Here is a 12,361-nt window from a genome sequence, read left to right on the forward strand (position 1 = left end):
TCGATGAGTAACGAAAAGAAGAAGCGAGAAGACTTTGAAGAAAAGTTAAAGAAAGAAAAGTTACAAGATGGCATGCCTGACGCAGAAATTCGTAAGGAAGAAAAAGAACAGAAAGATGGTACCCATTCGAAAAATGACTCGTTGACTGAACAGCAGTATGACGAAGACCTACGACCATAGTGAGGTGATAAGATGACAACTTTTCAAGCCTATCGAATCGATAAAAATGAGGGTCAGCAGCAAGCCGGAATCGAAACGTTATCCTTTAAAGACCTTCCAGAAGGCGACGTCCTGATCAAAGTCCATTACTCAAGTGTCAATTTTAAAGATGGAATCGTTTCACAGCCGGATAACCCGATGGTGAAGGAATACCCGATTGTTCCCGGGATTGACCTTGCGGGTGAAGTCGTGGAGTCCGATCATGATTCTTTCAAAAAGGGAGATCGCGTTATTGCGACAAGCTATGAAATCGGAGTCAATCACCACGGCGGCTTCAGTGAGTACGCAAGAATGCCAGCTGAGTGGGTCGTACCTTTACCTGATGGTCTGACCCTTGAAGAATCGATGATTTACGGCACAGCCGGTTTCACAGCAGGATTATCCATTCATCGTTTAGAACAGAACGGGCTGAAGCCGGAGGATGGTCCTGTCCTCGTTACAGGAGCGTCAGGCGGAGTCGGAAGTATGGCCGTCGCTATGCTGGCCAAGAGAGGTTACCACGTTGAAGCGAGCACCGGAAGCGCAGAACACACCGAATTCTTAAAACGGTTAGGAGCGGAGAGCGTCATTTCACGCGAAGATGTATATGACGGGAATCTGAAACCGGTAAAAAGTGCGCGCTGGGCTTCCGCAGTCGACCCAGTAGGCGGTGAACAGCTTGCCTCTGTCCTGAGTCAACTTCAGTACAATGGTGCAGCCGCCGTCAGTGGACTGACAGGCGGAACAAACATACCTACACAGGTTTATCCGTTCATATTGCGGGGAATCAGTCTGATAGGCATCGATTCCGTGCAGTTTCCAATGGATGAGCGGAAGAAAGTGTGGCATCGACTTGCCAACGACCTGAAGACGAAGGAACTATTCGATGACATAAAAGTCGTCATTGGCTTAGAGGAATTACCGGAAACCCTGAATCAGATTCTTGCCGGACAAACGCGGGGAAGAACGATTGTGAAATTTGGATAAGCAGGATGAAACCTTGACTCACTAACACTTTTGGGATATAATTAGTTATTGTGCCTTTTAGAAGGTAATCGGAAAAGAAAAGAGTGATTGTATGAGACTGGCATTCTGCTACGTTTTGATACAACTTAATCACACTGGATCAGCTTCGGAGCTGTAAGGATGCAATAGAGGTAGGGATTGCGTCGTTTAAGTTGATAAAACTACCATGTAGAAGTTTAATGAACCGCGGCAAAATGGGGATCAGAACCCCCACTTGATAAAGAAACAAGTGTTTCCGACGAATATAACCCTTCTCTTGTTCATAGGGTTGCGCAAGAGAACAGTGGAACAGAAGGCACGAATATGAACCACATACAGTGAGACAACCCTTCATAAAAAGCGAGTTGGACGATTAGTCCGACTCGCTTTTTCAATGGATCAGACGTTTAGGCTCCCTTCATCATGGTAATATAAGTCTTAGAAGCAATAGAGGAGGAACCTGTATGTCCCGTTACTTACAACGCATCGAACCTGAAGAGGTCCGATTTTTACTAGACTTTACCGAACTTGAGAAATTGGTCGTCGAGATGCTCGGAGAGGCGAAAGACCTGGTCACCATCGAGATCAGTTACGATCAGATGGAAGACTTTACGGGTGCTGAAATCATCCGTCCTATGGTCAAGCTTCGAGAAATCAGCAAATTGAACGAGGAACAGCGCCACCTCATTCTAAATTCCGGCTTCTCTATTGACCGCGAACCCTTTGATAATGGTGACTATGCCATGGAGGAAATCTTCGGTCCGGAATACACGATCGCAAGCGCAACAAACGACGCTGATGGCCCGTTCTTCACCATTGAAATGCCATACCGCTTCTACGTTGAAGAAAAAGAGCAGCATTAACCAAAAGCCCAGACTACTGCCTGGGCTTTTTATTTTTGACATTTGCCTGACACATTTCCTTTGTAAGATACAAATGTACCAACCAATAACAGGAGGTCATGCAAATGAATACTTGGTCAAAGAAAACGATTGTAGGAGCTGTGGCAATGGCACTAGCCATCCCCACCATCTCGTTCGCTGCTTCTACAGAACCCACAACAGAAGAGAGCTCAGTACAAAATCAGCTACAAGAACTGCAGGACAAACGCTACGAATTGCTGGAAGACTTCAAAAACGGTGACCTTACAGCAGACGAGCTGTTAGAGAAATTTCGTGATATGCGGCCGGAACATGGTCCTCATCGTCATTCAGCTAATCTTGATGAGGAAACACGCACGAAACTTGAAGAAATCAAACAAAAAGTTGAAGACGGTGAATTAACCGTAGAGGAAGCAAAGACACAAATGGAAGAGATCGGAATCACCCCACCTCCCTTTCATGAGGAATTAACTGAGGAACAGAAACAACAATTGGAAGAGATCCGCTCCCAAGTTGAAGCAGGAGAGCTGACAAAAGAAGAAGCGAGACAACAACTAACAGAACTGGGGATCAACTTCAAAGGGCCACATCACCATCATAGACATCACTTTGAGGCTCCAACCGAAACAGGCGAGCAATCAGACATCGAAACGGATCTGTAATAGTAGAAGAACCGCTATCCACTATGGCGGTTCTTCTCTATTTTCCTATATAATGGACAGAGATTCATGGAAGGAGCCTTTCAATGAAAAAGATACTGATCGTAGAAGATGAACCCACCATTATGCGTGTTCTGAAGGCCTACTTAACTAAAAATGGATATGCTATAGCCGAAGCTGAAATCGGAGAACAGGCTCTTTCCTCCTTCACACAGTCCCCTCCCGATCTCGTTCTCCTCGATATTATGCTGCCCGATCTTGATGGATGGTCGATCTTAAAAACGATACGCTCACAAAGCACATGTCCCGTTATTATGTTGACAGCGCTAGGTGAAGTCGATCATCGCTTAAAAGGCTTCAAAACCGGGGCAGATGATTACATTACGAAACCCTTTATCGGGGAAGAGGTAGTGGCTCGTGTGAGAGCTGTATTAAGAAGACCTCAAACCGTGTATCAAGAGGAAGATATTCTGAAATATGGCCCTCTACACCTATACCCAAACTCGCATTACGTTACGCTGAATGGAAAAGAAATAGATCTTACACCGAAAGACAAAAGCCTTCTTCTATTCTTAGGGCATCACCCTAACCAGAATTTCACCCGTGACCAATTACTAGATCATGTATGGGGGATGGACTACGAAGGAAGTGACCGAGCTGTCGACTTGGCTGTCAAACGTATTCGAAAAGCACTAAAAGCGAACGGCCTACCTAACGGTGCAATCAAGACGATCAGAGGATTGGGGTATCAATTCCATGTTGAGCAATAAGAAGCGTCGTTCCATTTTAAGATTCTGGTCCCAAAGGTACTTACTCACCCTTCTTATTGGTCTGGTGATTATAGGAACTGTTTCAACACTATGGATTCGGCAGACCACAATAGAGAACCGACTCAACATCACGCATCTGGTGGCACAGGAAATAGCAGACAGGATTGTAAGCAGTAACGGACGCATACTGGAAGGACCTCTATTCGAGACCATTCTTAACGACCGCAGCCAGATTCTTAATTTCCCTGAGGCTCCGACTGCTGTCGTAGTGGATGCAGAAGGAAGAATCCTCACAAGCAACAGAAGACCAGGTAGAGACCTACGGCTAGGAGAGCAAGTCCCCTCCTCTCTCTATGAAGAAAAGGAATCGACCATAAGCCTCGATGGGCGGACAGCTTTCATCATCAGTGAGCCTATTTTGAATAATGAAGAGACCGTCGGTTATGTCGTCCTTGTACAATACAAATCGGTTCTCGCTGAGAGCAACCAGGAGTACCGTCTCCTCTTTATCCTATTACTCACACTCGGACTCCTAGGGTGGCTCGTTATTTACTACCTGACGAAACAATTGACAAAACCCCTTAAAGAGACCGTTGAGGCTGCAAGGAAGGTCAGTAAAGGCGAATACGAAGTGACGATTACTCAGCACCCTAAGGAAAAAGAACTGGCTGAACTGACTGAAACGTTTCAAGACATGGCTGAGAAGCTGCAAAATTTAGAGCGGGTACGCTCTGAATTACTCGCTGGCGTAACCCACGATTTAAAAACACCCGTAACGTCAATCAGCGGGTTACTGCAAGCCATTCGCGATGAAGTCGTATCCGAGGAGGAAGCGCAGGAGTTTCTGAATCTATCCTTGAAAGAGACGGAGCGACTGAAGATCATGATCCAAGACTTGTTGACATTCAATACGTTCGTTGCAGGTTCTTTACCCGTCTACCCTAAACGGCAGGCGATGAATGATGTCTTAAAAGAGATTGAACAGCAATGGGTACGAACGGAAGAATCTACTCCTCTAAACATAGTCCTTCCGCAGGATTCGATCATCGTTTCTGTCGACGAAAACAGACTGAAACAAATCCTCATGAATTTACTGTTGAATGCGAAACAGGCCATGAAGGATGATGATGGTGGCATTACGGTTGTGCTGGAAGCGAAAGAGGGAATGGCTCTCATTCATGTACAAGACGAAGGATCGGGTATTCCGGATCAGGACCTCCCTTTTATTTTCGAACGCTTCTACAGAGGATCTAATAAAAAGTTAAGGGTACGAGGACTTGGGCTCGGGCTTTCCATCAGTTCCCTCCTCGCTAAAGCGCAGGAGGGAGAGCTGCTCGTCACCGAAACATCTGAATCTGGCACAACCTTCACCTTACGTTTTCCTTTAGCATAAAAAAAGCCTGACGGATATTCCCGTCAGGCTGATCATTATTCAATGATATGTTTCACTCTGCCTACCTGTCCATCCTCAAGTCTCACTTTGATTCCGTGAGGATGCGAAGGAGATTTGGTCAAAATGTCTTTTACTGTTCCACGGGTCAACGTGCCCGTGCGCTGATCTTTTTTCAGTACAATATCGACTTCCTGACCAGATTGAATGTTCTTTCGTGTTTGTCCATCCATTCTACGTCCACCTCAATTCTTCTCACATCATACCATAAGTAGAGAAGAAGTGCGTGACGACTTAATTTTCATAAGAAAACTGGTTCTGAATGCTTCCGTCTTTCTTATGAATGACAGCAATCGTCCCTTTGTTCTCAGCAATTTCTTTAGCCCGGTCAATCGCATCCTGCTTATTTTCGTAAACCTTTGTCGGCTGATCGGCTCCCTCTGCCTTTACTGCCCATCCTTCTTCGTGCGCCACAACATGTTCAGACTGATTACGAGTTTGTGCCAATGTAATGCCTCCTTTTAAGATTTACTTACTATATACCACATGGATAAATTTACCAAACCACTTTTTTATCAATCTGAGTACGTTTTTTTATCCTGAATGGATCCATCTTTTTTATGAATGATCACTTGGGTTTCTTTATTCTTCGCGATTTCCTTTGCTCGTTCAATTGCATCCTGCTTGTTGTCTTTTACATCTGAAGGCTGCTTGGCGTCTTCTGCTTTCACAGCCCATCCGTCTTCATGAGCCACGACATGTTCCCCTTTTTCCAACAGTTCAGGGCGACTTTCATACTCGTCCTCTTCATGGTCACGAAGCTGCTGATCTCCCGCCTGCTTCATGGCACGTCTTTCTTTTTGATCGGCATTTTCATACCACTCTTTTGCCTGCTCTGTCGCAATGGGAATGGCACTTCCTTCATCATACCCTTCATCAATCATAGCATTCGCAATATCGATCGCTTTCTTTCGCACAGCGGTATCCAAGTTTTTGAACGAGCTTGGATAATCATTCGTGTCCCAGGGCATTTCCTTCACTCCTCTATTTGAAATTCCTGGTTATTATTTACCGCAGAACTTACACAAGTAAACACGTTTTTAGTAGATCACTGTCCGCCAAAGGATCCAAAGCTTACGAGTCCGATGAACTGAAGCAGGGCCTGACTTGTAATAATGAGCAGCGCTCCCCCTGCAACAAAAGCAAGGAAGCGGCGCTTATCCGTCCCTTTTCTAAACTCCCATAACCCAAGGGCAGAGACCATAATCCCCGCGAACAACAATACCCACTGCAACAAAATAATGAACGTACCTGTCAGCATGTCACCATTCCTTTCCTCTATATACCGATGCTTTTTTCTAAAGAACACATTCCACTTCATCATGCAGGAATCTACTCCTCCGTGTATAAGTAGTAATAGAACGAGCATAAAAGGAGGAAGATTCACTTGAGCACTGATCATACATGGAAAGCATTCGACCAGTATGCTTTTGACCAATTGTTCTCAGAAGATCCTGTTTTGAACGAGGTATTAAAAACAAACGCGGAGGAAGGACTTCCTTCCATAGATGTTTCCCCTGCAGAAGGAAAAATGCTTCATCTGCTCGCTTCACTCTCCAGAGCCAAAAATATCTTGGAGATCGGCACGCTGGGTGGCTACAGCACGATTTGGCTATCTCGCGCGCTACCGGAAGACGGCCAGCTGGTTTCTTTGGAGTATTCTGAGAAGCACGCTGAAGTGGCAAGGAGAAACCTCAAGAATACCGGTCTTCATGATAAAGTGGATGTCATTGTAGGCCCAGCGCTCGACTCGTTTCCGAAGCTTCCGGAGAAGGGGTTTCATGACTTCGATTTTGTGTTTATCGATGCGGACAAAAAGAACAATCCTCATTACATTAAAGAAGCCCTGAAGCTGTCTCATCCCGGCACCTGCATCGTCGTCGATAACATCGTTCGGGACGGAAAAGTCCTCGAAAAAAATAGTGACGATTCAGATGTTCAGGGAATCAGAAGCATGTTTGATTTTCTTTCTGGTCATGAAAGCCTTGATGCCACCGCTATTCAAACGGTCGGCAGCAAAGGATATGACGGCTTTCTATTAGCGATAGTCAAATAGATAGCGAGGAAACGCTTGGTGGATGATTCCATCAAGCGTTTCTTAGATGTTTAATCTTATGGCTGTCCGGTCGTCAATATGAGCTCCGCTCTCTTGTAAAAGCTCTGTCAGCCCTTCGATGTAAGAGGCGAGTCCTACACTCTGAATGTGCTGGATGACATCGTGAAGAGACCACTCCGGGTGAAATAAGCCGTCTGACAAAATGATAACTTCTTTGATGTCACCCTTTGGAATCCGCCCTACCTGCAACCTTTTGATGGCTTCCGGTCTTCCATCCGCAACCGTGTAGCCGTCTTTTTCATTGGATAGCGTCCGATTGTACTTAAGGGCATTCAGACGGTCTTCGAAATACGCTTCATCCGGAACGGAGATCCCCTTCTTCCGGTCCTCTCCCCTCCTCTTTTTCGCTCTGACGTTTATCCCTTTTACCGTATCCTTCGTGAGAATTTGAACTGAATCGTCATGATGTGTCACGACGATCATACTATCTCCGAGCTGGGCAAAATGAAGATCGTCCCCATCGAGTTGAACAGCAGCCACGCAAGTCGTCCAGCGCTCATACCCTTTTAAGACATCGACATTGTATGCTTTCATTTGGCAGTGTAACGCTTGGTTTGCTTCTTGAATCGTGTCTTTCAACGTATCGTTCTCCGACATAGATCCGAGCGTTTCCTTGAACAGATTAGCGGCAAGATAAGCTCCGTTATGACCATCCTCATCTTTAAATGGAACCAATGGCGTCGCACCATCGAGTACTGCGTAGACAGAAGCGCGCTCATTTATAACGAGTGCATCCTCACATTCACGTTTGTATGGAGATGTCCGCTGCAAGGTTTCTATTCTAATCACGCTTCCACTCTTTCCGAAGCATCCCGTACACGGCATGGTCGGATGGTTGATCATACAGCATCGCCGCTTCTCGAATGATGCCCTCCTGGACAAATCCAAGACGCTCCGGTACAGCCCGGCTTTTCACGTTGTTTACATCTGCTCTGATTTCAATCCGGTTCAAGCCCATCTCTTCAAAAACATACGTGAACAGCGAGTCGCAGGAACGCGTAAGCAGCCCTTTCCCTTTAAACCCTGCCCCCATCCAGTACCCGATGCTCGTCTTTTTATTTTTCCAGTCGATCGCATGAAGGTCGATGGTTCCAGCAACCTTCCCCTTATAAAGGATACATACGGTCAGGCCATCCGCCTCCCCGTAACGTTTCATCGCAGACTTAATAAACTGTCTGGTATCGTCAGGTGAATTCGTAAAATGGATCCAGGGGAGCCAAGTGCTTAAATGCTCCCTCGATTGATCGGCCAGAGTATAAAGCTCTTCCGCATCCTCCATGCCTATGATTTTGAGCGTAATTTCTTCATCTACTTTATGTACAAACAAAATTCGTCCCTCCTCTATAAGTGTCGAACTCTATCATTTTCCATAAAAAATAGAGCGATTCCTGCCTGGACAACGACTTCTTCATTATTTTTCTGCTCGACTCGTTATGGGACTGTAATCTTCTTACCGGCCACCTGAGAGTCCCATTTTTCTTTAATCGGGACTCTCAGCCATTACCTTCGAGCACCCCGTGTTCCAATTAACCTTTAATGGAACTCACGGACTCTACCTGAGATGCACCTGTGTCCCAATCCTACCTCTATTGGGACTCTCAGACTCTATGTGCGAGTCAACCTTGTCCCAATCCGATTTTATCGGGACTTGATGTCCGCCTCCTGTTTGGGTATAGTCCCAATAAAAAACAGAACCTCCTATAAGGAAGCTCTGTTACAAGCAAAATCAGGGAGTCAGCACCAATTTCCCTTTTGTTTTCCTAGCCTGCATGATCTCATGGACGTGGGCTGCTTTTTCCAGACCATACACGCCGCCAACCGTCAGCTTCAAATCCCCGTTTTTCACAAGGAGAAGTAGATCCTGTAGACTTTTTTCGAAAAGGACCGGCTTCTTCATAATTTGCGGCAGAAAGAATCCGATGACGGATAAGTTGCGGTTCATTAAGCCTGCGGCATGGAGTGTCGGCGGTTCTCCGCTGGCGACGCCATAAGTGACGACGCGTCCGAACGACCGCATACACTTGATGGTCTCATTAAATACATCACCGCCCGCCATCTCAAGCGCAACATCCACTCCTCTTCCTTGGCTTGCTTCGAGCACGGCTTCCCGCCAATGCTCTTCTGTATAGTTGATCGCATAATCGGCGCCTAATTCTTTCGCGAGGGCGAGTTTTTCGTTAGAACTTGCTGTCGCGATGATCGTCCCTGCTCCGTAGTGCTTTGCCAATTGTACAGCTAGGGATCCGACTCCACCCGCCGCGGCATGGATGAGGACGGTTTCCCCTTTTTCCATACGGCCCATCGTCAAGAGGATGTGATAGGCTGTCAGTCCTTGAAGAGGGAGGGAGACGGCCGTCTGCTCATCGATGTGATCGGGTATCGGAATAAGCGTCTGTGTTTTGGCCGCTACGTATTCTGCGTAGCCACCTTCTCCGACAAGCGTAACGACGCGGTCCCCTTTCTTAAACCGTGAGTCTTCACCTGTCTCTTCGACGATACCTGCCACTTCGGCACCAGGTATGAAAGGGAGAGGCGTCGGCACAACGTAGGCGCCTTCCCGCCTTGCCGTATCGGCATAATTCACGCCGATTGCGGTCACTTTAATTAACGTTTCATCCTCTTCTATAAAAGGCCTCTCTACATCGACTTCCTCCAAGACACTCGGACCGCCGTACTGTTTGAATTGAATCGCTCTCATTCTAGGCACTCCTTATTTACCTGCAAACACAGGTTTTCTTTTTTCCTTGAACGCTTGGACGCCTTCCAGGTGGTCATTGGTTGTCACCATCATCGTCTGCGTCACTCGTTCCTGCTCGAGGATGGCAGCGAGATCCGCCTTCTCCGCTTCATCGACAATCCGCTTCATCATCCCCATTGCACGTCCGGGACCTTTCGATAAGGAAAGGGCATAGTTCATCGCTTCATCTTCCAAACGATCCAATGGGAAAATGCGGTTGATCAATCCCCACTCGACGGCCGTTTCAACAGGAATCGGCTCTGCACGGAACAACAGCTCCTTCGCTCGGTACGGTCCAAGCATACGGCTTAAGAAATAGTGACCGCCGCCATCTGCGACTAACCCGACTTGCGCGAAGCTCAACACGAACTTACTCTCTTCCCCTGCCAAAATCTGATCACAGGCTAAAGCCAAGTTGAATCCAGCTCCTGCTGCGTAGCCATGAACGACGGCAATGACGGGTTTCGGAAGCTGCTTGATCATCAGAATCAGCTCGTTCAGCAGGCCAACATGGTCATAAATATCCTGCGCGGATGCTTCTCCCATATTCTTCACATCGCCACCTGCGGAAAAGGCTCTTCCGGCTCCTGAAAGCATGACAACTTTAATGTCATCGTTCTTTTTTGCTTCACCAAGCGCTTCGTGCAGACCGAGAATCATTTGATCCGAAAAGGCATTCAATGAATCAGGACGGTTCAGTACACAGGACATCACAGGACCACTTACTTGGACAACAACATGTTCATTTCCTAAACGCATTTTTCCATCTCCCTTTATGATTGGTATTGTTTACGCTCACGATAATAGTCTGCGAGATTCCGCTTCCGCTCTACTGCATCCGGCCAATGGTACCCTGCCAGAAGCTGTGAAACCTGACCCAATGTCTTCGCCCTCTCTTCTCCATTCATCAGGTTGGACAACAGCGGAAGAACGGCTTTTTGGACATCGAACACGCTTTGTTCTACGCAGGTATAGGCTAACGACTCTTTCCACTCCCGTTCTCCCGCTTTCTCCGTCCGAACGATAACGGACTCCACTGCATAAATTGCAATGGCCAGATCTGCCATCCTCAACAGCATCTCCTGCTCGTCCTTAATCTTGTCTCCATACTTACTGAAAGCAAGCCCAGCACAAACGAGATATAAGTCTTTATATAAAGCGAGTGGTTCCCTCAGCTCCTTCAGAGGACCCGTCTGTTGCTTGAATGAGCCTGACCGCAAGGACTGCTGGGCTTTTTCAATCAGGCTTTCCGCATCAAATGATCCTTTGGCAAGCTTTTTGAAGAAGGCGCCGGGAATCAAGAGACGGTTGATTTCATTGGTGCCTTCAAAGATTCGGTTGATTCTGGCATCGCGGTAAGCGAGTTCGACGGGATACCCTTTGATGTAGCCCGCTCCTCCGTGAAGCTGAAGCGACTCGTCTACGACTTGATCCAATGTCTCAGAACCAACGATCTTACAAATGGCGGACTCAAGTGCATGCTCATTCATCGCCTTCGCGGTAGACATGAAATCTTCCGAGTTTTCATAAGGCGCAAGCGCCGATTCAATGTGCCCTGCCGTTCGATATACCAACGATTCAGCAGCATATAGCTTCGCTGCCATGTCCGCAATTTTCTCTTTGCTGGCGTTGAATTCCGAGATGGTCTTATTGAACTGCTTCCGTTCGGTACTGTGTTCAAGAGCGAGCTGAAAGCTGTGCTTCGCCGCTCCGATTGTGGCAAACCCTAAGTTGAAGCGTCCGAGGTTCAGCACATTCAAGGCAATCAAGTGACCTTTTCCTACCTCTCCAATGACATTCTCGATTGGAACCTGGCAGTCTTCCATGTGAACAGAGCACGTCGAAGATCCCTTAATGCCGAGCTTGTCTTCTTCCGGTCCGATCGATAATCCCAGGAAATCTTTTTCCACAATAAAAGCGGTGAAGTGCTGTCCGTCCACTTTGGCGTAGACGATGAATGTGTCTGCAAAGGAGGCGTTGGTGATATAAATTTTCGTACCATTCAGCAGGTAGAATTCTCCGGATGAATCGAGCGCTGCGGTCGTCTGAGCCGCAAGCGCATCGGAACCCGCTTCCGGTTCAGTGAGGCAGTATGCTCCTAAGTATTCGCCGGAAGCGAGTTTCGGCAGATATTTCTGTTTCTGAAAAGGGGAGCCGAAGTACGTAATCGGCAGGGTCGCAATACATGTATGGTTTGAATGCGCTACACTGTAGCCACTGGCATTCCCCAACGCTTCCCCGACAATCCCCTTACTCATCTTGTCTAGACCAAGCCCGCCATATCGTTCCGGTATGCTGTGCGCCAGCAGCCCCAAATTTCCCGCCTTTTTCATTTTCTCCGCTACGAAGGAGAAATCTCCTTCTTCGAGCCGCTTGATATTCGGGTGAATTTCCCGGGAAATAAATTGTCGAGCGGTGTCCGCCATCATCTTATGTTCATCTGTCCGGTCTTCCGGTGTGAATACAGCTTCGGGCGTAATTTCTTCAATGAGAAAGTCTCCACCTTCTACAAAATGCTTGAGTCGGTTCATCTGTCCACTCCTTT

The 12,361-nt window shown here is 47.1% G+C and carries 16 protein-coding genes; 7 read left to right on the top strand and 9 right to left on the bottom strand.

Going from position 1 to position 12,361, the window contains the following annotated elements; all coding sequences use genetic code 11:
• Positions 1 to 3: 3 nt before the first annotated feature.
• The 6 genes from LCM20_RS15175 to LCM20_RS15200 all read left to right on the top strand — a co-directional run bounded on the left by LCM20_RS15175 (position 4) and on the right by LCM20_RS15200 (position 4,906).
• Complete coding sequence (locus tag LCM20_RS15175; protein ID WP_225196329.1) at positions 4 to 180, top strand: hypothetical protein; 177 nt, start codon at positions 4 to 6, stop codon at positions 178 to 180.
• A 12-nt stretch (positions 181 to 192) separates the two neighbouring features.
• A complete protein-coding gene (locus tag LCM20_RS15180; protein ID WP_225196330.1) occupies positions 193 to 1,185 on the top strand; it encodes an acryloyl-CoA reductase in 993 nt (330 codons plus the stop codon).
• A 482-nt stretch (positions 1,186 to 1,667) separates the two neighbouring features.
• The gene (locus tag LCM20_RS15185; protein ID WP_225196331.1) at positions 1,668 to 2,066 is read left to right on the top strand and encodes a hypothetical protein; all 399 of its coding nucleotides are present in this window, start codon (positions 1,668 to 1,670) and stop codon (positions 2,064 to 2,066) included.
• 104 nt (positions 2,067 to 2,170) lie between these two features.
• Positions 2,171 to 2,746 (top strand): hypothetical protein, encoded by a 576-nt coding sequence (locus LCM20_RS15190; RefSeq protein ID WP_225196332.1) that lies wholly within the window; start codon positions 2,171 to 2,173, stop codon positions 2,744 to 2,746.
• An 83-nt stretch (positions 2,747 to 2,829) separates the two neighbouring features.
• Positions 2,830 to 3,513 carry a response regulator transcription factor gene (locus LCM20_RS15195; protein ID WP_225196333.1) on the top strand — a complete coding sequence of 228 codons (684 nt, stop codon included), beginning with the start codon at positions 2,830 to 2,832 and terminating at the stop codon, positions 3,511 to 3,513.
• Complete coding sequence (locus LCM20_RS15200; RefSeq protein ID WP_225196334.1) at positions 3,500 to 4,906, top strand: ATP-binding protein; 1,407 nt, start codon at positions 3,500 to 3,502, stop codon at positions 4,904 to 4,906. The genes LCM20_RS15195 and LCM20_RS15200 overlap by 14 nt, the downstream gene beginning before the upstream one ends.
• Positions 4,907 to 4,941: 35 nt before the next feature.
• On the opposite strand, the gene LCM20_RS15205 is transcribed toward LCM20_RS15200, so the two are convergent.
• The 4 genes from LCM20_RS15205 to LCM20_RS15220 form a co-directional block, all read right to left on the bottom strand.
• Complete coding sequence (locus LCM20_RS15205) at positions 4,942 to 5,136, bottom strand: YwbE family protein (RefSeq protein ID WP_225196335.1); 195 nt, start codon at positions 5,134 to 5,136, stop codon at positions 4,942 to 4,944.
• A gap of 61 nt (positions 5,137 to 5,197) precedes the next feature.
• Positions 5,198 to 5,410 carry a DUF2188 domain-containing protein gene (locus LCM20_RS15210; RefSeq protein WP_225196336.1) on the bottom strand — a complete coding sequence of 71 codons (213 nt, stop codon included), beginning with the start codon at positions 5,408 to 5,410 and terminating at the stop codon, positions 5,198 to 5,200.
• Positions 5,411 to 5,478: 68 nt separating this feature from the next.
• Entirely contained in the window at positions 5,479 to 5,934 is a 456-nt protein-coding gene (locus tag LCM20_RS15215; protein WP_225196337.1) for a DUF2188 domain-containing protein, read from the bottom strand.
• Between the two features lie 77 nt (positions 5,935 to 6,011).
• The gene (locus tag LCM20_RS15220; protein WP_225196338.1) at positions 6,012 to 6,287 is read right to left on the bottom strand and encodes a hypothetical protein; all 276 of its coding nucleotides are present in this window, start codon (positions 6,285 to 6,287) and stop codon (positions 6,012 to 6,014) included.
• A gap of 63 nt (positions 6,288 to 6,350) precedes the next feature.
• Here LCM20_RS15220 and LCM20_RS15225 point away from each other — a divergent pair, with 63 nt between their 5' ends.
• The gene (locus LCM20_RS15225) at positions 6,351 to 7,019 is read left to right on the top strand and encodes an O-methyltransferase (RefSeq protein WP_225196339.1); all 669 of its coding nucleotides are present in this window, start codon (positions 6,351 to 6,353) and stop codon (positions 7,017 to 7,019) included.
• Positions 7,020 to 7,061: 42 nt separating this feature from the next.
• Here the strand turns inward: LCM20_RS15225 and LCM20_RS15230 are convergent, their stop codons facing one another.
• From LCM20_RS15230 to LCM20_RS15250, 5 genes are all read right to left on the bottom strand, one after another.
• On the bottom strand, positions 7,062 to 7,868 hold the full coding sequence (locus tag LCM20_RS15230; RefSeq protein WP_225196340.1) for a protein phosphatase 2C domain-containing protein: 807 nt from the start codon (positions 7,866 to 7,868) through the stop codon (positions 7,062 to 7,064).
• Positions 7,861 to 8,406: a GNAT family N-acetyltransferase gene (locus LCM20_RS15235; RefSeq protein ID WP_225196341.1), complete on the bottom strand. Its 546-nt coding sequence runs from the start codon at positions 8,404 to 8,406 to the stop codon at positions 7,861 to 7,863. Before LCM20_RS15235 ends, LCM20_RS15230 begins: the two co-directional genes overlap by 8 nt.
• 399 nt (positions 8,407 to 8,805) lie before the next feature.
• Positions 8,806 to 9,777 (bottom strand): quinone oxidoreductase family protein, encoded by a 972-nt coding sequence (locus LCM20_RS15240; RefSeq protein ID WP_225196342.1) that lies wholly within the window; start codon positions 9,775 to 9,777, stop codon positions 8,806 to 8,808.
• Between the two features lie 12 nt (positions 9,778 to 9,789).
• Positions 9,790 to 10,575, bottom strand: coding sequence for an enoyl-CoA hydratase/isomerase family protein (locus tag LCM20_RS15245; RefSeq protein WP_225196343.1), 786 nt, complete (start codon positions 10,573 to 10,575; stop codon positions 9,790 to 9,792).
• A gap of 14 nt (positions 10,576 to 10,589) precedes the next feature.
• A complete protein-coding gene (locus tag LCM20_RS15250) occupies positions 10,590 to 12,347 on the bottom strand; it encodes an acyl-CoA dehydrogenase family protein (RefSeq protein WP_225196344.1) in 1,758 nt (585 codons plus the stop codon).
• Between the last annotated feature and the right edge of the window lie 14 nt (positions 12,348 to 12,361).

Source organism: Halobacillus litoralis (assembly GCF_020171725.1).
GTDB lineage: Bacteria > Bacillota > Bacilli > Bacillales > Halobacillaceae > Halobacillus > Halobacillus litoralis_F.